Genomic DNA, 20,996 nt, shown 5'->3' on the forward strand with positions numbered 1-20,996 from the left:
GCGCTGATTCTACCGCCCTTCGCTCAAGATCGCCCGCGCTTGATCGATACTCTTTCCCTTAGAAACAGCGACAGCCCGTCCCGAGAGTGAATCGCATCGGTCCCGATGCAGTACAATCGCGGCTTTTAATCGCCAACCAGCCGGCCATTCCGATGATCGAACCCAAGCGCGTCTTGCGCGCCCTCGCTGAACACTGGGCACTTCTAGAGCCACTGTGCGAGCACTTCGACCAAGGCACATTGAGCCTCAACGAACTGCGTTCACAGTTGGCCGCCCAGCAACTCGACAGTACGCCGCAGGACATCACCAGCCTGCTGGACGTGTGGATCCGCCTCGACATTCTGGTTCCCGTGGCAAAAAGCCCGAACCGTTTCGAGCTCAATGCGCAGATCCACGACTTCCTCGCTTACCTGCGCCGTGAGCACCGTCTGGGCCTGTGCCTGGAGATCGAAGCCTATCTGCGTCACCTCGAACGTCTGGCCGGTTATATCCAGGACGCTTTCGACATTCGCGATGGCCACGATCTGGCGCGCCAATTGCGTTTGCTCGACATGCGCGTACGCGATGTATTGAAGAAACTCGCCAACGACGAACAGGCCCTGGTGGCCGTCGCCGAACGCGCCAAGACCAGCGACCGGCAGATCCCGCTGCGTCAGCGTTACGCCGAAGTACTGGCGACCTGGGACGAATACGTCGAGCCGATGATTCAGTTGGTGAACGCCGACGGCGCCTTCGAGCAAGGCGTGCGCAAGGTCGAGAACGTCCTGCTGCGCATGCTCACCGAACAACAGCGCCTCGGTCACCTGGTCGACGACGACATGCTGCTGCGTACTCACGCGCGCATCCTCGAAATGCAGACAAGCGCCCAACTGACCCTGCGCCACGCCCGCGAATTGCTGCTGCCGTTGCGTGAAGAAGCCCGTCGACACAACGCCGTGACCCGTGGCGCTGCGCTGGCCTTGTCGGCCATTCGTCGCAAAGGCATCGATGCGGTGCCGCAAGCGGCGATGCCGATGTTCACCCGCCCGCAAAGCACCTTCCTCGGCAGCGCCAGTCAGGTCGAAGCCTACGTTTATGCGCTGGCCCGATTCGAGCCGAAACCGGCGCGCTTCCCCAAGGCCCACAAAACGCAGAAAGGTGAAGCGCCGCGCGCGCCACGCACGGTTCGGGAAATGCTCGAACGCTGCGAAGACGCCCTGCCGATGCCGGACCTGATGACCTGGCTGCTGGAGCAGGAGCCGGACGGCGCCACCGACGAATTGCTTTACTGGTTCTCGCGCCTGTCGCGGGAAAAACGCTTCACACGCGAGCGTCTGGAACGCCGCGATTACCACACTCACGAGCACCAGGTCAGCCTGCGCTCCTTCGCCCTGCTCTCGGCCCGCGACACCGCCGCCGAGGATTCTGCGAGCACCCCACATGCATCTTGATCTATCCGAACTGTCCCAACTGGCGCCGATCTTTCGCGAGCTGTTCAAGGGCTACCACGTCAGCCGCCGCGACCCGGAGTTGTACGCGCAACTGTCGAACTTCCAGGACCAGTACCGCACGCTGTTCAGGGCGCTGGGCTATGAGTTGGTCTGCGACACCCGTGGTTTCTATTACTTCGTGCCGGACCTTGCGGCGGCAGCGGTGAACAAGACTGCGCAACGTCTGGCGTTGTTCACCTTCATCCTCGTCGAGCACTTGGCGGATCAGGGCCGTGACCCGGTCGCCGTGCTCGACGGTGGCAGCCTCGGCCGCGATGAATTGCCGTCCTTGCTGGAAAAATACCGCGACCTGTTCATCCAGGCCGAAGTGCAGACCGTGGAAGAACTCGAAGAAAAAATCATGCGCCGCATGACCCAGCTCGGTTTTGCCGGCGAAGAAAACGGCATCTACCGCTTCCTGCCGCCGATGCATCGTTTCCTCGACGTTTGCCTGTCGGTTCAACAAGACCGCGATCTGGCGGCCAGCCTGCACAGCGTCTTACCGCTGCCGGTTCCGGTGCTGATCGATGACGACAGCGACGAAAAACTGCTGCAAACCGATGATCCGCTCGATCTGAGTGACTTCGAAGAAGAAAGTGAAGAAGACGCCATGGCCCGCGCCATTGCAGAAGAACAGGAGACCGACGCATGAGCAAGGAACGCTACGGCATTCGCCGCTTTGCCCTTTTGAACACCGCCGGTTACAGCCTCGGCCTGTTCCCGCTGGAAGAACCGTTGTCGGTCTACGGCGCGAACAACCTCGGTAAATCCGCCTCGATCAACGCGTTGCAGTTTCCGATTCTGGCGCGCATGTCGGACATGAGTTTCGGCAAGTACAGCCTGGAACAATCCCGTCGTTTCTACTTCGCCTCGGACACCAGTTACATCCTGGTCGAAGTCTCGCTGCCCCACGGCCCGCACGTAATCGGCGTGGTCGGGCGCGGCCCGGGCGGTGGTTTCGGTCACCAGTTCTTTGCCTACGCCGGCAAACTGGACCTGGCGCATTACCAGAAGAACGACACCTGCCTGCGCCAGAAAGAGCTGTTCACCAACCTTGAGCGTGAGGGCTTGAAAGCCTATGAACTCAAGCCGGATGAGCTGCGTCGCTTGCTGGTCGGCGGTCACACCTCAATCCCGCTGGACTTGACCCTGATCCCGCTGCGCTCCACCAGCGAGCAGAGCCTGAAGACGTTCCGCGCACTGTTCATCAACTTGCTGCACATGCGCGAAATCACCGCGGCCAAGCTCAAGCAACTGTTCCTCGATGCGTTTGAACACAGCTTGCGTTCCGGCAGCGTCGATTACATTGCCGCGTGCGAAGAAGCGTTCCGCGATGTACGACGCATGGAGCAGGATTACAACTCGCTGGTCACCGCCGGCCCATTGGTTGAAGCCCTCGCCGCCGGCGTGACCCAGCGCAATATTCTGCGCGGCAAGTTGCACCGGATCTCGCCGTTGCTCGACTCGCTGCTCGGCACCTGGTCGGATTACGCCAGTGCGCGCAAGGAAGAGCTGACGATTCAGGCCGAGCACTACCGCAACGAGCAGGACGCGCTGCAAAACGATCAGCGTGGCGGCACTCAGGAGTTGATGCGCCTGGAGCGGGAAATCACCGGCATCCAGCGTTGGCTCGGCGAACTCTCGGCGTTGAAGAATCGCTTCGCGTTGGTCGATGACGTCAAAGTGCTGGAGCAGCAGTTGCTCGCGGCCAAGGACGCGCACGATGAACTGGCCGGTGCGCTGGCCCAGTCGCGGCAGTTCTCTGCCGAAGACCTCGAAGAACGTCTGCGGGACCTGGAAAAACGCCTGAAATCGGTGAAACAGCAACTCGATCACGCCGACAACAACAGCTACGCCCGTCTGCGCGAAGAGTTCTCGCAGCAGGACGTTGAGCGTTTGATGCGTCTGTTCAACAGCGCGCTGTTCAGCCTGCCGCTGGGTGAGCATGGCATTACGCTGGATGAGGACGGTCAGTGGGTCAAATCCCTGGAGCTGATCCTCGACGGCTTCAAAGGCGAGCGTTTCGAAGTACCAGGCCTGGCCATCGACATCTCGCACATTGAGCCGCCAGCCCTGCAAGCCTTGGCCGACCGCGCGGCATTGCGCGATCAGAAAGACCGCCTGGAGAAAGAACTCAAGCAACTGAAAACCCAGGCTGCCGTGGTCGCCGACCGCGCAGCGAGCAAGACCCAGACCGAAGCGCTGTACCAGCAAGTGCTGGATGCGCAAAAAGCCCTGGAAGATTTCCGCCGTGCACAAACCCTGAGCGCCGAAGAAGGCGACAAGCTGGAGCAACTGGCGCAGATGGAAGCGGCGCAGGACGAATTGAAGCGTTCCAGCGATGCCTTCACCGAGCGCGTCCAGCAACTGTCCGCCAAGCTGCAACTGGTCGGCCGGCAGATCGGCGACATGGAAGCCAAGCAACGCACCCTAGACGACGCCCTGCGCCGCCGTCAGCTGTTGCCCGCAGACCTGCCGTTCGGTACGCCGTTCATGGACCCGATCGATGATTCCATGGACAACCTGCTGCCGCTGCTCAACGACTATCAGGACAGCTGGCAGGGTTTGCAGCGCAGCGATGGCCAGATCGAGGCGCTTTATGCGCAGGTTCGCCTCAAGGGCGTGGCCAAGTTCGACAGCGAAGACGATATGGAGCGTCGCCTGCAACTGCTGATCAACGCTTACGCGCACCGCACCGACGAAGCGCTGACCCTCGGCAAGGCGCGTCGTGCGGCGGTGACCGACATCGCCCGGACCCTGCGCAACATCCGCAGCGACTACGACAGCCTTGAGCATCAACTGGCGCTGTTCAACCGCGAGATCAACAAACGTCAGGTCTCCAACCTGCAGAGCTTTCGCATCGTGCTCGCGCCGAACAAGGAGGCCCTCAAGCACATCGACCAGATCATCCACAGCGCCGGTCAGTACGAGGAAGGCGAAACCCTTTCGGTCTTCGACCTGAGCCAAAGCGCCGATCAGGACAACAAGAACGAAGAAGCCAAGGAATACCTGGCGCGTCTGGTGGCGGCTAACCACAACCAGCTGGGCCTCAAGGACTTGTTCGAACTGGCGTTCGAGATCACCAAGGTCAATGGTCAACCGGTTATCCACACTGACATCGATGGCGCGGCCTCCAACGGCACCACGATGACCATCAAGGCGCTGACCAACATGTACTTGTTGCTGCACTTGATGGACCGTGATCAAGCCGGTCGCGTGCGCCTGCCGTACTACCTCGACGAGGCGGCGGACATCGACGAGAAGAACCAGGCTGCGCTGCTGGAAACCAGCCTGCAACTGGGCTTTGTGCCGATCCTGGCGAGTGTGAAGCCGCAGGTCTGTGCCAGTGTGGCGATTGACCTGGAAGGTGGCAGTGGGCCAAACGGGATCTACATCGATGAGGCGGACTGGAAGTACATCCGTCGTCATGATGAGGTGAAGGCTGTGGTCAGCGTTGAAGCAGATGAGCCGGAGCTGGACGCGGTTTGATTTGCGTTAATCGAAGGCATTAAAAAGGCCGCGATCCAATGGATCGCGGCCTTTTTTTGGGCATGTCTTTTTAGTGATTCAGTGTACTTGAGGGCCTCTTCGCGAGCAGGCTCGCTCCCACAGGGGGTTGGTGTCGATCACAAATTCCGTGGTCACAGCAAATCCTTTGTGGGAGCGAGCCTGCTCGCGATGGCGGCAACAGGGACACCAATAGTCTATTTACCGAGTGAAATCTTCGGCGCCCAGGTCAGCCATTCATCTTCAAACTTGTCGAACAGCGGGAACGTCTGCTCAGGCCGCGCCGGATTGCCCATGCGATCACCCTCCGGCGTGGCGAAGGCGATACCGCCCTGAATCAGCGTTTCCAACGATTCGGTACGGACCGTCGCGCCTTTGAACAAGCCGTAGTCGAACCCGAAACCGCTGGTGTTCCAGAAACGCGTGCCGCTGCGCACCAATGGCGCGTATTTCGGCTCGATCAGAATGTGCACCAACACACGGTCAGCGGTCTGACCCAATTCATAGCCCGTCACCTTGCCCACGGTGACCTCGCGGTACGTTACCGGCACACCGGTTTTCAGTGAACCACGGCGAGCGGCGCTCAACACCAGACTCAAACCGGCTTCTTGCTTGGCCGATTCCGGTGGAGTGGCCAGGGCGACGAAGTTCTTCTGCGGCCCCAGATTCTTCGCTGCTGGCTGCACTTCGATGTATTGGCCAGTTACCAGCGTTTCCAGGTTGGAGGTCTTGATCAGGCCCAACTCAGGCTTGACCACCCAGAACTGACTGCCGACCCGCGCAATGCGCTCCGGCACTTCGGTGATTCGTGCGGTGAGCATCACCGATTGCAGGTCATCACTGAGGTCGACATCTTCGATCTTGCCGACATCCAGGCCTTTGAATCTCACGGGAGTGCCACTGCGCAAGCCATCGGCGCGATCGACCTTGATCGTAACCACGGCGCCTTTCTGGTTGGCTTCCTCATGGCTGGCAAACAGGCGGAAACGCGGAATGCGTTTTTGCAACGGCGCCTTGGCTTCGGGGGTTTCGAAAGCGATGCCGCCGGCCATCAGGCTTTGCAACGATTCACTTTTGACCTGGATTCCACCGGTCAGTCCGCCTGTGAGCGTGATTCCGCTGGCATTCCAGAAGCGTGTCGAGGCATTGACCAAGCCTTCGTATTCCTTCTCGATGTGGACACCGATCACCAGTTGCTTCTTCTTTTTGGAGAACTGATAGCTCTGCACCGAACCAACCTTGACCTGCTTATAGAGAATCGGACTGCCGACTTCCAGCGAACCCAGGTTTTCGGTGAACAACACCAGGTGCAGACCGGGCGAACGCAGGTCCAACGGCGGCGCCTTGGGTCTGGCCACAAATTCACGTTGCGGCGCGGCCCCTTTGTCGCCCGGTCGCACAGCGATGTAGTTACCTTTGACCAAGGCCTCCAGCCCGGTGATGCCCGCAAGGGAAATCGACGGTTTGACCACCCAGAACTGAGTGCCTTCGACCAGGTAATCCTCGGCCAGTGGATCAAGTGTCAATTCGGCAGTGGCGGCATTCAGGTCCGGATCGACCTTCAGTGCTTTCAGGTTGCCGACCTGGATGCCTTTGTACATGACCGGAGTACGGCCGGCCTGCAGGCCTTCGAAATCGCTGAGTTTGACCTTGACCCGAATACCGGCAGCGGCGGCATCGAAGTCCTCGTAGAGGCGAAACGGCAGGCTTGGATCGGTGGGCGGGCTGTCCTTGCGGTTCTCCGGCGTGGCGAAAGCGATACCGCCGGCGACGATGCTGGCGAGCGATTCGCTACGCACTTTTACACCAGACAGGTTGGCGTCGATGCTGATGCCGCTGGCGTTCCAGAAACGGGTGTGTTTGCGCACCAGATTGGCGTAGGTGGGCTCAATGAACACTTTGAGCTCGACTGTGCTTTGATCTTCCGACAGCAAGTAGCTTTTGACCTGGCCGACCTTGATCTGCTTGTAGAACACGGGGCTGCCGCGATTCAGTGAACCGAGACGATCAGCCTTGATGGTGAGGTGCAGGCCGGGCTGAGAGTCTGACAGCGGGGGCTCTTCAGCCAGGGCCTTGAACTTGCGGGTAGGCTCGCCCTCGCCGGGGCTGATGGCCACGTAGTTGCCGGACACCAGCGTTTCCAGTCCGGTGATACCAGCCAGGGTCACGCTCGGTTTGACCAGCCAGAAACGGGTGCTGGTCTTGAGGTATTGCTCCACGTCCTTGTTCATCTCGACGGTGGCGATCACACCTTTGGAACTGCCTTCATCATCGAGCTTAAGGGTTTTCACCTTGCCGACTGGCATGCCCTTATAGACGACTTCAGTCTTGTTGGCCTGAATGCCTTCACCGCTTTCGAAACGCACCTGTATCTCGATGCCAGTTTCGCTATAGGCACGCCAGCCGAGCCAGCCGCCGATGATCAGGGCGATCAGGGGCAGCACCCAGATGGCAGACCAGTTCGAAGCCGGTCGGGTTTTAGCTGTAGGCAAATCAGTCATGGTCGTCGTCCGACTCCGTGTTATCCCAAATCAGTCGGGGATCGAAAGTAACTGCGGCAAGCATCGTCAAAATCACCACACTGGCGAAAGCGATGGCGCCAAGATTGGCTTCGACGCTGGCAAGCCGTCCGAAATTCACGACCGCCACCAGGATGGCGATCACGAAGATGTCCAGCATCGACCAGCGGCCGATGAACTCGATAAAGCGGTACATCCAGATTCGTTGGCGTGCCGAGAGGGGCTGGCGACGTTGTACTGAAAACAGCAGCAGTGCGATGCCCACCAGCTTGAACGTCGGCACCAGAATACTGGCGATAAAAACCACGGCGGCGATGGGAATCATACCGTGCTGAACCAGCTGGATAACGCCCGACATGATGGTGCTGGGATCGCCCTGCCCTAATGAGCTGACAGTCATGATCGGCAGCACGTTGGCCGGAATGTAGAGAATCGCTGCGGTGACCAGCAGTGCCCAGGTCCGCATGACACTGTTCGGGCGACGGGCGTGCACCAGCGCACCGCAACGGGTGCAGGTTTGCTCGTCGGTGTCGGCTTCCTGCTTGTTCAATTCATGGCATTCGGTGCAAATCAGAATGCCTGCATCAATCGCCCGCATGGGCATCCTCTCCTGACAAAGCCTGCCAGATCTGATGAGGCGACATCACGACCTCCAACCAGACCTGGACCAACAACAAACTGATAAAGCAGGCCAAACCGAGACCTACTGTAATGGCTGCCATATCTGCCAGTTTTACGATCGCCACCAGTACGCCCATGAGGTAAACCTCGAGCATCCCCCAGTCCCTTAGATGGTGATAAATACGGTAGAGCAGCAAACCGTAGCTGCGTCCGATATCAAACCGGATGCTCAACAGCACGGCCAATTGGCAGAGCAACTTGAGCAACGGGATTCCCATGCTGCACAGGAACACAATCACCGAGACGCCTTGCATGCCGGTATCGAACAGACCGACAACGCCGGTCCAGACGGTGTCTTGCGACGATTGCCCGAGTAGATTGAGCTGCATGATGGGTAAAAAGTTCGCCGGGATGTACAACAACAGCGCGGCGATGACCAACGCGAGACTGCGCTGCACTACGTTGTGCCGATGGGCGTAGAGTTCGTAACCGCAGCGCGGGCACAGGGCTTTCTCGCCATGGGCAAGCTCAGGCTTGCGCATCAGCAAGTCACACTCATGGCAGGCCACCAAGTCGTCCAGCGGTAATTCTGACAGCCCGGGGGCGTCAACCGGATCTGGCATAAGGGCTCTGGCTCCGAAAAAAGTTGGACCTATTCTAGTGTCATGAGTCGAAAATAACTGTGCAAATTTGTGTTGTAGCTTGAGGAGAACTTTCCTGCGGACAAAACAAAACCCCTACCTGCATACGCAGATAGGGGTTTCGGAATTTAATCTTGACGATGACCTACTCTCACATGGGGAAACCCCACACTACCATCGGCGATGCATCGTTTCACTGCTGAGTTCGGGATGGGATCAGGTGGTTCCAATGCTCTATGGTCGTCAAGAAATTCGGTAGCCAGGTCGCTTGCCTTACGGCGCACGCTCCAGCGAATGGGTATGTGATAGATCTCGGTGTTTGTGAACAATCGAACTTTCGGTTCGTTTCGTCTTCACACACCGCAATCTGGTGCCTTTTCAGGTCAGCAAATTGCTTGGGTGTTATATGGTCAAGCCTCACGGGCAATTAGTATTGGTTAGCTCAACGCCTCACAGCGCTTACACACCCAACCTATCAACGTCGTAGTCTTCGACGGCCCTTCAGGGGACTCAAGGTCCCAGTGAGATCTCATCTTGAGGCTAGTTTCCCGCTTAGATGCTTTCAGCGGTTATCTATTCCGAACATAGCTACCCGGCAATGCCACTGGCGTGACAACCGGAACACCAGAGGTTCGTCCACTCCGGTCCTCTCGTACTAGGAGCAGCCCCTCTCAAATCTCAAACGTCCACGGCAGATAGGGACCGAACTGTCTCACGACGTTCTAAACCCAGCTCGCGTACCACTTTAAATGGCGAACAGCCATACCCTTGGGACCGGCTTCAGCCCCAGGATGTGATGAGCCGACATCGAGGTGCCAAACACCGCCGTCGATATGAACTCTTGGGCGGTATCAGCCTGTTATCCCCGGAGTACCTTTTATCCGTTGAGCGATGGCCCTTCCATACAGAACCACCGGATCACTAAGACCTACTTTCGTACCTGCTCGACGTGTCTGTCTCGCAGTCAAGCGCGCTTTTGCCTTTATACTCTACGACCGATTTCCGACCGGTCTGAGCGCACCTTCGTACTCCTCCGTTACTCTTTAGGAGGAGACCGCCCCAGTCAAACTACCCACCATACACTGTCCTCGATCCGGATAACGGACCTGAGTTAGAACCTCAAAGTTGCCAGGGTGGTATTTCAAGGTTGGCTCCACGCGAACTGGCGTCCACGCTTCAAAGCCTCCCACCTATCCTACACAAGCAAATTCAAAGTCCAGTGCAAAGCTATAGTAAAGGTTCACGGGGTCTTTCCGTCTAGCCGCGGATACACTGCATCTTCACAGCGATTTCAATTTCACTGAGTCTCGGGTGGAGACAGCGCCGCCATCGTTACGCCATTCGTGCAGGTCGGAACTTACCCGACAAGGAATTTCGCTACCTTAGGACCGTTATAGTTACGGCCGCCGTTTACCGGGGCTTCGATCAAGAGCTTCGCGTTAGCTAACCCCATCAATTAACCTTCCGGCACCGGGCAGGCGTCACACCCTATACGTCCACTTTCGTGTTTGCAGAGTGCTGTGTTTTTAATAAACAGTCGCAGCGGCCTGGTATCTTCGACCGGCATGGGCTTACGCAGTAAATGCTTCACCCTCACCGGCGCACCTTCTCCCGAAGTTACGGTGCCATTTTGCCTAGTTCCTTCACCCGAGTTCTCTCAAGCGCCTTGGTATTCTCTACCCAACCACCTGTGTCGGTTTGGGGTACGGTTCCTGGTTACCTGAAGCTTAGAAGCTTTTCTTGGAAGCATGGCATCAACCACTTCGTGTTCTAAAAGAACACTCGTCATCAGCTCTCGGCCTTAGAATCCCGGATTTACCTAAGATTCCAGCCTACCACCTTAAACTTGGACAACCAACGCCAAGCTGGCCTAGCCTTCTCCGTCCCTCCATCGCAATAACCAGAAGTACAGGAATATTAACCTGTTTTCCATCGACTACGCTTTTCAGCCTCGCCTTAGGGACCGACTAACCCTGCGTCGATTAACGTTGCGCAGGAAACCTTGGTCTTTCGGCGTGGGTGTTTTTCACACCCATTGTCGTTACTCATGTCAGCATTCGCACTTCTGATACCTCCAGCAAGCTTCTCAACTCACCTTCACAGGCTTACAGAACGCTCCTCTACCGCATCACCTAAGTGATACCCGTAGCTTCGGTGTATGGTTTGAGCCCCGTTACATCTTCCGCGCAGGCCGACTCGACTAGTGAGCTATTACGCTTTCTTTAAAGGGTGGCTGCTTCTAAGCCAACCTCCTAGCTGTCTAAGCCTTCCCACATCGTTTCCCACTTAACCATAACTTTGGGACCTTAGCTGACGGTCTGGGTTGTTTCCCTTTTCACGACGGACGTTAGCACCCGCCGTGTGTCTCCCATGCTCGGCACTTGTAGGTATTCGGAGTTTGCATCGGTTTGGTAAGTCGGGATGACCCCCTAGCCGAAACAGTGCTCTACCCCCTACAGTGATACATGAGGCGCTACCTAAATAGCTTTCGAGGAGAACCAGCTATCTCCGAGCTTGATTAGCCTTTCACTCCGATCCACAGGTCATCCGCTAACTTTTCAACGGTAGTCGGTTCGGTCCTCCAGTTAGTGTTACCCAACCTTCAACCTGCCCATGGATAGATCGCCCGGTTTCGGGTCTATTCCCAGCGACTAGACGCCCTATTAAGACTCGCTTTCGCTACGCCTCCCCTATTCGGTTAAGCTCGCCACTGAAAATAAGTCGCTGACCCATTATACAAAAGGTACGCAGTCACCCAACAAAGTGGGCTCCCACTGCTTGTACGCATACGGTTTCAGGATCTATTTCACTCCCCTCTCCGGGGTTCTTTTCGCCTTTCCCTCACGGTACTAGTTCACTATCGGTCAGTCAGTAGTATTTAGCCTTGGAGGATGGTCCCCCCATATTCAGACAAAGTTTCTCGTGCTCCGTCCTACTCGATTTCATGACTAAGAGATTTTCGCGTACAGGGCTATCACCCACTATGGCCGCACTTTCCAGAGCGTTCCGCTAATCTCAAAGCCACTTAAGGGCTAGTCCCCGTTCGCTCGCCACTACTAAGGGAATCTCGGTTGATTTCTTTTCCTCAGGGTACTTAGATGTTTCAGTTCCCCTGGTTCGCCTCTTAAGCCTATGTATTCAGCTTAAGATAACCATCTTATGATGGCTGGGTTCCCCCATTCAGACATCTCCGGATCAAAGTCTGTTTGCCGACTCCCCGAAGCTTTTCGCAGGCTACCACGTCTTTCATCGCCTCTGACTGCCAAGGCATCCACCGTATGCGCTTCTTCACTTGACCATATAACCCCAAGCAATCTGGTTATACTGTGAAGACGACATTCGCCGAAAATTCGATAATACTCAATTAAGAGCAACTCACAAATTTTACCTTAGCCTGATCCGCTACCAGTGAAAGTAACGTTCAGTCTATCTTTCTATCACATACCCAAATTTTTAAAGAACGATCTAATCAAAGACTAGAAATCAATATTCACACCGGAATATTCATTTCTAAACTCTAACAGCAGAAGCAGTTATATGGTGGAGCCAAACGGGATCGAACCGTTGACCTCCTGCGTGCAAGGCAGGCGCTCTCCCAGCTGAGCTATGGCCCCATAACAAAATTGGTGGGTCTGGGCAGATTCGAACTGCCGACCTCACCCTTATCAGGGGTGCGCTCTAACCAACTGAGCTACAGACCCAATTTCGAGCGCGCAACTGTTAGCTTGGAGCTATCAGCTTGGAGCTTAAAGCTGCTTCTATCGTCTTCTTCAATGAATCAAGCAATTCGTGTGGGAACTTATGGAGCAGCTGATGTCGTCGATTAAGGAGGTGATCCAGCCGCAGGTTCCCCTACGGCTACCTTGTTACGACTTCACCCCAGTCATGAATCACACCGTGGTAACCGTCCCCCCGAAGGTTAGACTAGCTACTTCTGGTGCAACCCACTCCCATGGTGTGACGGGCGGTGTGTACAAGGCCCGGGAACGTATTCACCGCGACATTCTGATTCGCGATTACTAGCGATTCCGACTTCACGCAGTCGAGTTGCAGACTGCGATCCGGACTACGATCGGTTTTCTGGGATTAGCTCCACCTCGCGGCTTGGCAACCCTCTGTACCGACCATTGTAGCACGTGTGTAGCCCAGGCCGTAAGGGCCATGATGACTTGACGTCATCCCCACCTTCCTCCGGTTTGTCACCGGCAGTCTCCTTAGAGTGCCCACCATTACGTGCTGGTAACTAAGGACAAGGGTTGCGCTCGTTACGGGACTTAACCCAACATCTCACGACACGAGCTGACGACAGCCATGCAGCACCTGTCTCAATGTTCCCGAAGGCACCAATCCATCTCTGGAAAGTTCATTGGATGTCAAGGCCTGGTAAGGTTCTTCGCGTTGCTTCGAATTAAACCACATGCTCCACCGCTTGTGCGGGCCCCCGTCAATTCATTTGAGTTTTAACCTTGCGGCCGTACTCCCCAGGCGGTCAACTTAATGCGTTAGCTGCGCCACTAAGAGCTCAAGGCTCCCAACGGCTAGTTGACATCGTTTACGGCGTGGACTACCAGGGTATCTAATCCTGTTTGCTCCCCACGCTTTCGCACCTCAGTGTCAGTATCAGTCCAGGTGGTCGCCTTCGCCACTGGTGTTCCTTCCTATATCTACGCATTTCACCGCTACACAGGAAATTCCACCACCCTCTACCATACTCTAGCTTGTCAGTTTTGAATGCAGTTCCCAGGTTGAGCCCGGGGATTTCACATCCAACTTAACAAACCACCTACGCGCGCTTTACGCCCAGTAATTCCGATTAACGCTTGCACCCTCTGTATTACCGCGGCTGCTGGCACAGAGTTAGCCGGTGCTTATTCTGTCGGTAACGTCAAAACAGATACGTATTAGGTAACTGCCCTTCCTCCCAACTTAAAGTGCTTTACAATCCGAAGACCTTCTTCACACACGCGGCATGGCTGGATCAGGCTTTCGCCCATTGTCCAATATTCCCCACTGCTGCCTCCCGTAGGAGTCTGGACCGTGTCTCAGTTCCAGTGTGACTGATCATCCTCTCAGACCAGTTACGGATCGTCGCCTTGGTGAGCCATTACCTCACCAACTAGCTAATCCGACCTAGGCTCATCTGATAGCGCAAGGCCCGAAGGTCCCCTGCTTTCTCCCGTAGGACGTATGCGGTATTAGCGTCCGTTTCCGAGCGTTATCCCCCACTACCAGGCAGATTCCTAGGCATTACTCACCCGTCCGCCGCTCGCCACCAGGTACAAGTACCCGTGCTGCCGCTCGACTTGCATGTGTTAGGCCTGCCGCCAGCGTTCAATCTGAGCCATGATCAAACTCTTCAGTTCAAACATCTTTGGGTTTTTAAGAAACCCTAAACTTGGCTCAGCAATCGTTGGTTACATCTTTGATTTCTCGCGGAGTAACTTGTGATGCTGATAATCTTGTTGACTATCAGTCTGACTCCACAAGCACCCACACGAATTGCTTGATTCAGTTGTTAAAGAGCGGTTGGTTAAGATCTTTCGTCTCAACCGAGGCGCGCATTCTACAGCAGCCTCTGTTGCTGTCAAGCGGTTATTTTCAGAAGTTTTCAAAGTTTCCTTTGCAACTTCAACCACTTGCGCTTCCGATCTCTCGTTAGCGGGAGGCGAATTATACAGCGTTACTCGCTGCTGTCAACACCTCTTTTTCTCCGCTTTCGACCGAGAAGATCGAACCGTCAATCAAGCCAAACAACCCCGCTTGATCAACTCCTTCTGGGCTTCGATGACCTGAAGCAACTCGCTGTCGAAAACTGCGTAACTCTTTGTTTATCAAGGAGTTTTCCGTTTCGACTGCGCCGGAAGTGGGGCGAATTATAGACTTCCAGAATCTGCCGTCAACACCTATTTATGCTTTTCTTGCAGAAGGCGCTTTTTTGGCTATTAAACGCGGGATTCGACGGGCCACAGGCGGAATGCGCAACACTAATAACAGCGCACCTATAGAAGCATAGATCGCCCATTCCTTGAGATCGGCACGAACGATCCACAACATATGCAGCAATCCAAGCCCGAGAATGACATACACCAGCCGATGCAGCTTCTTCCAACGAACACCCAGCCGGCGCTGACTGTAACGATTAGAAGTCATCGCCAATGCCAATAAACAGAGAAAACCCAACGTCCCGACAATGATGTACGGCCGTTTGCGCAACTCGACACCCAGCTGCGACCAATCAAATCCAAGAATAAACGCCGTGTAGCCGCTCAGATGCAGAACCACATAAGCGAAACACCACAACCCCAGCTGCCGGCGCACAGCGATCCACCCCGCCCAACCGGTGAGTTTCTGCAGAGGCGTCATGCTTAACGTTATTAGCAGCAGGATAAGCGTCCCCAGCCCCAGCCGATCAACCAGGACCTTGCCCGGATCGGGACCCAACACATCCTGCCAGGCCTGATACAACCAAAGCAGCGGCCAGACCGCCGCCGCTATAAAGACGCCAATTCGCCAAAACGGATAACGCATCAGTAGTTCTTCCGCAGATCGAGCCCTGTATAGAGAGAAGCGACTTCATCCGAGTAGCCGTTGAACATCTGTGTGTCCCGAACATTGGGCTTGAACAGGCCGCTCGGCAAACGACGCTCACGAGCCTGAGTCCAACGCGGGTGATCAACTATAGGGTTCACGTTGGCGTAGAAGCCGTATTCATCCGCGGCAATGCTCTGCCAGGTGGTTTTCGGCTGTTCGCTGACCAGACTGATCCGCACGATGGATTTGACGCTCTTGAAGCCATACTTCCAGGGCACCACCAAACGCAGAGGCGCCCCGTTCTGATTCGGCAGTTCACGCCCATACATGCCCACCGCAAGAATGGCCAACGGATTCATCGCCTCATCCAGGCGCAAACCCTCTACATAGGGCCACTCGATCAAGGCAAAACCAGAGCGCTGCCCAGGCATGCTCTTGGGATCTTGCAGCGTTTCAAAGCGGATGAACTTGGCCTTCGATGTCGGCTCGACTTGCTTCAGCAACGCCGAAAGAGGAAAACCAATCCAGGGAATAACCATCGACCAGGCCTCGACACAGCGAAGACGATAAATACGCTCCTCCAGCTGATAGGGTTTCATGAAGTCTTCCAGCGCATACCGACCCGGCTTACCTACCTCTCCATCCACCACCACGGTCCAAGGCTCAGTCTTCAGCGAACCGGCATTGGCGGCAGGGTCGCCTTTATCAGTGCCGAACTCGTAGAAGTTGTTGTAGTGGGTCGCATCCTTGAATGGCGTGATCGCCTCATCCTTGACGTTGACTGCCCCCCATTTAGTAGCAGGAAGCTTTTCGGCAAACCAGGAAGGCGCCTTGCCTGGCTCGACATCTGCGTAACGAGCGGCTTCGTCAGCACTGGCCCAGCGCGGCAGACTGCTCACGGCCAGACCGGCAACGGCTGCACCCAGTAGATTGCGTCGAGAAAGATAGAAGGATTCAGGCGTGACGTCCGACTCGTGACAGTCAGACGCTTTGGGGACTTTGATCAGCATGGCAACTCCGCAGCATTGGAGGACAGATGCACCAATAGACTGCGGAGTATGAGGGAAATTACATCACTCGGCGTTTTTGTGCCGACGAAGATGCAACAGGTATTGCACCGGACCAGACGCCGCGTAAGCGAGGAAAACCAGCAGTAGAATGCGCGGCGGATCACTGAAGACCACGGCAAACACCAGGACTACCGCGAGGATCGCGACAAAGGGCACTCGCCCCTTCAAGTCCAGCTCCTTGAAGCTGTTGTACTTGATGTTGCTGACCATCAGCATGCCGGCGGCGGCCACCATCAGCGCAACCAGGAACGACATCTTGGAACCCTGAATGCCGTAGTCACTGAACGCCCAGACAATCCCCGCGACAACACCCGCTGCAGCCGGACTGGCCAGACCGATGAAGTAGCGTTTATCCGCGGTGCCGACTTGCGTATTGAAGCGTGCCAGGCGCAACGCTGCACCCGCGACATAGATGAAGGCAACCATCCAGCCGACCTTGCCCATGTCGCCCAAAGCCCAGCCAAACGCCAGCAACGCCGGCGCGACACCAAAGGCGACCATGTCCGACAGCGAATCGTACTCGGCGCCGAAGGCACTCTGGGTATTGGTCATGCGGGCAACGCGACCATCAAGGCCGTCGAGCACCATGGCGACGAAAATCGCAATCGCGGCAAACGCAAAATACTTGCTCGCGCCAATCGAATCACCGGCACTCAAGGCACTCTGGGCGCTCATCGAGCTGATGATGGAATAAAACCCTGCGAACAGGTTCGCGGTGGTGAACAGATTCGGCAGAAGATAGATACCACGATGCCGGACTTTACGACCTTCAGCGTCATGCCCTTCCTCGATGTGTTCATCGATGGGCAGCAGGCTTTCGGCGTCAGAAGCCTTGTTTGGCTCTTCGGGACGTTCGCTCATGGACATTACCTTGCAACGGGGTGGAAAGTTTCGACAGGTGTCTGGGACGACGGTTCGGCCGCAAACGATGCAGCTTTATACCAGAACCTTTCAGCCCAAACGAAAAAACGCGGCCTAAGCCGCGTTTTTCGTACAAGTGCGCGACTTAGTTTTTAGCTTTGTCGACGATCTTGTTGGCACCGATCCACGGCATCATGGAGCGCAGTTGCTCGCCGATGATTTCGATACCGTGAGCGGCGTTGTTACGACGCTTGGCGGTCATCGAAGGATAGCCGGTCGCGCCTTCGCTGATGAACATCTTGGCGTATTCGCCGTCCTGAATACGTTTCAGGGCGTTGCGCATAGCCTGACGGGACTCGGCGTTGATCACTTCCGGACCCGTCACGTACTCGCCGTATTCAGCGTTGTTGGAGATCGAGTAGTTCATGTTGGCGATACCGCCTTCGTACATGAGGTCAACGATCAGCTTCAGTTCGTGCAGGCATTCGAAGTAGGCCATTTCCGGCGCGTAGCCAGCTTCAACCAGGGTTTCGAAACCGGCTTTGACCAGTTCAACGGTACCGCCGCACAGAACGGCTTGTTCGCCGAACAGGTCCGTTTCGGTCTCGTCCTTAAAGGTGGTTTCGATGATGCCGGTACGACCGCCACCGACGCCTGCGGCGTAGGACAGTGCAACGTTTTTGGCGTTGCCCGAAGCATCCTGATAGATAGCGATCAGGTCAGGGATACCGCCGCCTTTGACGAACTCGGAACGCACGGTGTGGCCCGGTGCTTTCGGCGCGATCATGATCACGTCGAGGTCAGCACGCGGAACAACCTGGTTGTAGTGGATCGCGAAGCCGTGGGAGAAGGCCAGGGTGGCGCCTTTCTTGATGTTCGGCTCGATTTCGTTTTTGTACAGGGCAGACTGGAACTCGTCCGGGGTCAGGATCATGACCAGGTCGGCAGCGGCAACAGCGGAAGCAACGTCGGTCACTTTCAGGCCGTGAGCTTCGGCTTTGGCAACAGTGGCCGAACCTTTGCGCAGACCGACAGTCACGTCAACGCCGGAGTCTTTCAGGTTGCACGCCTGAGCGTGGCCCTGGGAACCGTAACCGATGATGGCAACTTTCTTGCCCTGGATGATCGACAGGTCGCAGTCTTTTTCGTAATAAACTTTCATGAAATTCCCCTATATATCCAGGCCGTTCAGGCCGTTCGCTAATTTGGTTTAGATGCTGAGTACTTTGTCGCCGCGAGCGATACCGGTTACGCCGCTACGGACGGTTTCCAGGATCGAGGCGGTGCCAATGGACTGAATGAAGCTGTCGAGCTTGTCGCTGGTACCGGTCAATTGAACGGTATAAACGCTGGCGCTGACATCGACGATCTGTCCACGGTAAATATCGGTGGTGCGCTTGATCTCGGCGCGCTGGGCGCCGGTAGCCTTGACCTTGACCAGCATCAGTTCGCGCTCGATGTGAGCACTCTCCGACAGGTCGACCAGTTTGACCACTTCGATCAGCTTGTTCAGGTTTTTGGTGATCTGCTCGATGATTTCATCGTGGCCGACAGTGGTCAGCGTCAGACGCGACAAGGTCGGGTCTTCGGTAGGGGCCACGGTCAGGCTTTCGATGTTGTAGTTGCGCTGCGAGAACAGGCCGACTACACGAGACAGAGCGCCGGGTTCGTTTTCCAGAAGCAGGGAAATAATATGTCGCATGATTAAGTACGCTCCGTCTTGCTCAGCCACATATCGCGCATGGAGCCGTCTTTGATCTGCATCGGGTAGACGTGTTCAGCTGCGTCGACCTTGATGTCGATGAACACCAGACGATCCTTCATCGCGAAGGCTTGCTCCATCATCGGCTTCAAATCCTTCAAGTCCGTGATGCGCATGCCGACGTGACCGTAGGCTTCAGCCAACTTGACGAAGTCCGGCAACGATTCCATGTAGGAGTGCGAGTGACGCGCGCCGTAGCTCATGTCCTGCCACTGGCGGACCATGCCGAGCACGCCGTTGTTGAGCAGGATGATCTTCACCGGCAGGTCATGTTGCAGGCAAGTGGACAGCTCCTGGATGTTCATCTGGATGCTGCCTTCACCGGTCACGCAAGCCACATCGGCTTCCGGGAAGCTCAGTTTGACGCCCATTGCTGCCGGGAAACCGAAGCCCATCGTGCCCAGGCCGCCGGAGTTGATCCAGCGATTAGGCTTGTTGAAGCGGTAGTATTGCGCCGCGAACATCTGGTGCTGACCCACGTCGGACGCAATGTAGGCATCGCCCTTGGTCACTTCGTGCAGGGTTTCGATAACGGTTTGCGGCTTGATGATGCTGCCGTCCCCTTTGTTGTAAGGGAACATGTCGCGATCACCGCGCCACTCTTCAACCTGCTTCCACCAGGCAGCCACCGAGTCCTTGTTCGGGGTCTCGCCGATTTCCTTGAAGGTGGCGACCATCTCGGTCAGTACGCTTTCCACCGGGCCTACGATAGGAACGTCGGCCTTGATGGTTTTGGAGATCGAAGCCGGGTCGATGTCGATGTGGATGATCTTGGCGCTTGGGCAGAACTTCGATGCACCGTTGATAACACGGTCATCGAAACGCGCGCCCACGGCCATGATCACGTCCGCATGGTGCATCGCCAGGTTGGCGGTGTAGCTGCCGTGCATACCAAGCATGCCGAGGAACTGACGGTCGCTGCCCGGATAGGCGCCGAGGCCCATCAAGGTATTGGTGACCGGCACGTTCAGCAGTTGCGCCAGTTCGGTCAATGGCGCGGAGCCGTTGCCCAGAATGACGCCGCCGCCGGCATAGATGATCGGCCGCTTGGCTGCCAACAGCATTTCCACCGCTTTGCGGATCTGGCCCGAATGGCCACGAACCGCTGGGCTGTAGGAGCGCAGCTTGGCTTTTTTCGGGAAGATATATTCGAACTTCTCGGCCGGGTTGGTCATGTCTTTCGGAATGTCGACAACGACAGGACCAGGACGCCCCGATTGCGCGAGGTAGAAAGCCTTTTTCATGATCTCCGGGATTTCCGAAGCATGCTTGATCATGAAACTGTGTTTCACGATCGGCCGGGAGATACCGATCATATCGGTTTCCTGGAAGGCATCGGTCCCGACCATGGTGCTAGGCACCTGGGCGGTCAGGATCACCATCGGAATCGAGTCCATGTACGCGGTAGCAATGCCGGTAATGACGTTGGTCGCACCGGGACCGGAGGTCACCAGTACAACGCCGGCCTTGCCGGTGGCGCGCGCATAGCCGTCAGCCATGTGAGTGGCAGCCTGCTCATGACGAACGAGAATATGTTGAACGGCTGGTTCTTTGAACAGCGCGTCGTAGATATGCAATGCGGCACCACCTGGGTACCCATAGATATATTTAACGCCTTCGTCACGCAAAAAGCGGACGAGCATCTCACCGCCAGATAAAAGCTCCACGTTGCTCACCTCTAAAACGCCAGAATACCGCCCACATAAACGGGGACGGGTCTTAATAGGTTTACTTCTCAGCAGAGCATGAGCGACGGTGGTCGCCGACTACGTCAGCACTGACTGAGCAAGTATTGGGATCGTCCCAAGTGTTGCGGGCCTTTCCCACCCAGCGCGAGGTAACGCGTTGCGGGTGTAACAGGTCGGCGCGGATGTGCGCCTCATGATCTGCTGAGTGGGTCTGCTTCTGGCAGTCCCTCTACAGCGGACTTTGGATTCTTCTGTTTCGTCCTCTGCAAGTCAAGCCGTCTATGTGCTTTATTGAAGTAAGCACATGAGAAAGCAAGAAAAAACCGC

At 56.2% G+C, this 20,996-nt stretch carries 12 protein-coding genes, 2 tRNA genes and 3 rRNA genes; 3 read left to right on the forward strand and 14 right to left on the reverse strand.

Going from position 1 to position 20,996, the window contains the following annotated elements:
• The first annotated feature begins 152 nt into the window (after window positions 1-152).
• From mksB to mksF, 3 genes are read left to right on the forward strand one after another with little or no spacing between them, the layout of a single operon-like run.
• The gene (gene mksB, locus JIO00_RS24785; RefSeq protein ID WP_010458351.1) at window positions 153-1,430 is read left to right on the forward strand and encodes an Mks condensin complex protein MksB; all 1,278 of its coding nucleotides are present in this window, start codon (window positions 153-155) and stop codon (window positions 1,428-1,430) included.
• Complete coding sequence (mksE, locus tag JIO00_RS24790; protein WP_077749032.1) at window positions 1,420-2,121, forward strand: Mks condensin complex protein MksE; 702 nt, start codon at window positions 1,420-1,422, stop codon at window positions 2,119-2,121. The genes mksB and mksE overlap by 11 nt, the downstream gene beginning before the upstream one ends.
• The gene (gene mksF, locus JIO00_RS24795; RefSeq protein ID WP_010458353.1) at window positions 2,118-4,958 is read left to right on the forward strand and encodes an Mks condensin complex protein MksF; all 2,841 of its coding nucleotides are present in this window, start codon (window positions 2,118-2,120) and stop codon (window positions 4,956-4,958) included. The genes mksE and mksF overlap by 4 nt, the downstream gene beginning before the upstream one ends.
• A gap of 215 nt (window positions 4,959-5,173) precedes the next feature.
• Here mksF and JIO00_RS24800 read toward each other — a convergent pair whose 3' ends face one another.
• From JIO00_RS24800 to JIO00_RS24865, 14 genes are all read right to left on the reverse strand, one after another.
• Entirely contained in the window at window positions 5,174-7,477 is a 2,304-nt protein-coding gene (locus tag JIO00_RS24800) for a PqiB family protein (RefSeq protein ID WP_010458354.1), read from the reverse strand.
• Window positions 7,470-8,093 carry a paraquat-inducible protein A gene (locus JIO00_RS24805; RefSeq protein ID WP_010458355.1) on the reverse strand — a complete coding sequence of 208 codons (624 nt, stop codon included), beginning with the start codon at window positions 8,091-8,093 and terminating at the stop codon, window positions 7,470-7,472. Before JIO00_RS24805 ends, JIO00_RS24800 begins: the two co-directional genes overlap by 8 nt.
• Complete coding sequence (locus JIO00_RS24810; protein WP_077749035.1) at window positions 8,080-8,739, reverse strand: paraquat-inducible protein A; 660 nt, start codon at window positions 8,737-8,739, stop codon at window positions 8,080-8,082. The genes JIO00_RS24805 and JIO00_RS24810 overlap by 14 nt, the downstream gene beginning before the upstream one ends.
• A gap of 150 nt (window positions 8,740-8,889) precedes the next feature.
• Window positions 8,890-9,005, reverse strand: a 5S ribosomal RNA gene (rrf, locus tag JIO00_RS24815).
• Window positions 9,006-9,163: 158 nt separating this feature from the next.
• Window positions 9,164-12,055 (reverse strand): 23S ribosomal RNA (locus JIO00_RS24820).
• 240 nt (window positions 12,056-12,295) lie between these two features.
• Window positions 12,296-12,371, reverse strand: a tRNA-Ala gene (locus JIO00_RS24825).
• A gap of 10 nt (window positions 12,372-12,381) precedes the next feature.
• Window positions 12,382-12,458 (reverse strand) — tRNA-Ile (locus JIO00_RS24830).
• Between the two features lie 123 nt (window positions 12,459-12,581).
• Window positions 12,582-14,120 (reverse strand): 16S ribosomal RNA (locus JIO00_RS24835).
• The 16S, 23S and 5S rRNA genes sit together here with 2 tRNA genes alongside, the layout of an rRNA operon.
• Window positions 14,121-14,664: 544 nt before the next feature.
• Window positions 14,665-15,285: a protein-methionine-sulfoxide reductase heme-binding subunit MsrQ gene (msrQ, locus tag JIO00_RS24840; protein ID WP_010467642.1), complete on the reverse strand. Its 621-nt coding sequence runs from the start codon at window positions 15,283-15,285 to the stop codon at window positions 14,665-14,667.
• The gene (gene msrP, locus JIO00_RS24845) at window positions 15,285-16,298 is read right to left on the reverse strand and encodes a protein-methionine-sulfoxide reductase catalytic subunit MsrP (RefSeq protein WP_200667020.1); all 1,014 of its coding nucleotides are present in this window, start codon (window positions 16,296-16,298) and stop codon (window positions 15,285-15,287) included. Before msrP ends, msrQ begins: the two co-directional genes overlap by 1 nt.
• Window positions 16,299-16,361: 63 nt before the next feature.
• The gene (pssA, locus tag JIO00_RS24850) at window positions 16,362-17,219 is read right to left on the reverse strand and encodes a CDP-diacylglycerol--serine O-phosphatidyltransferase (RefSeq protein ID WP_010467638.1); all 858 of its coding nucleotides are present in this window, start codon (window positions 17,217-17,219) and stop codon (window positions 16,362-16,364) included.
• Between the two features lie 145 nt (window positions 17,220-17,364).
• Window positions 17,365-18,381 carry a ketol-acid reductoisomerase gene (ilvC, locus tag JIO00_RS24855; protein WP_007948647.1) on the reverse strand — a complete coding sequence of 339 codons (1,017 nt, stop codon included), beginning with the start codon at window positions 18,379-18,381 and terminating at the stop codon, window positions 17,365-17,367.
• A gap of 48 nt (window positions 18,382-18,429) precedes the next feature.
• Complete coding sequence (gene ilvN / locus JIO00_RS24860; RefSeq protein ID WP_003205610.1) at window positions 18,430-18,921, reverse strand: acetolactate synthase small subunit; 492 nt, start codon at window positions 18,919-18,921, stop codon at window positions 18,430-18,432.
• A gap of 2 nt (window positions 18,922-18,923) precedes the next feature.
• Window positions 18,924-20,648: an acetolactate synthase 3 large subunit gene (locus JIO00_RS24865; protein WP_010467631.1), complete on the reverse strand. Its 1,725-nt coding sequence runs from the start codon at window positions 20,646-20,648 to the stop codon at window positions 18,924-18,926.
• Window positions 20,649-20,996: the final 348 nt, after the last annotated feature.

Source organism: Pseudomonas sp. SW-3, from assembly GCF_016615645.1.
GTDB lineage: Bacteria > Pseudomonadota > Gammaproteobacteria > Pseudomonadales > Pseudomonadaceae > Aquipseudomonas > Aquipseudomonas mandelii.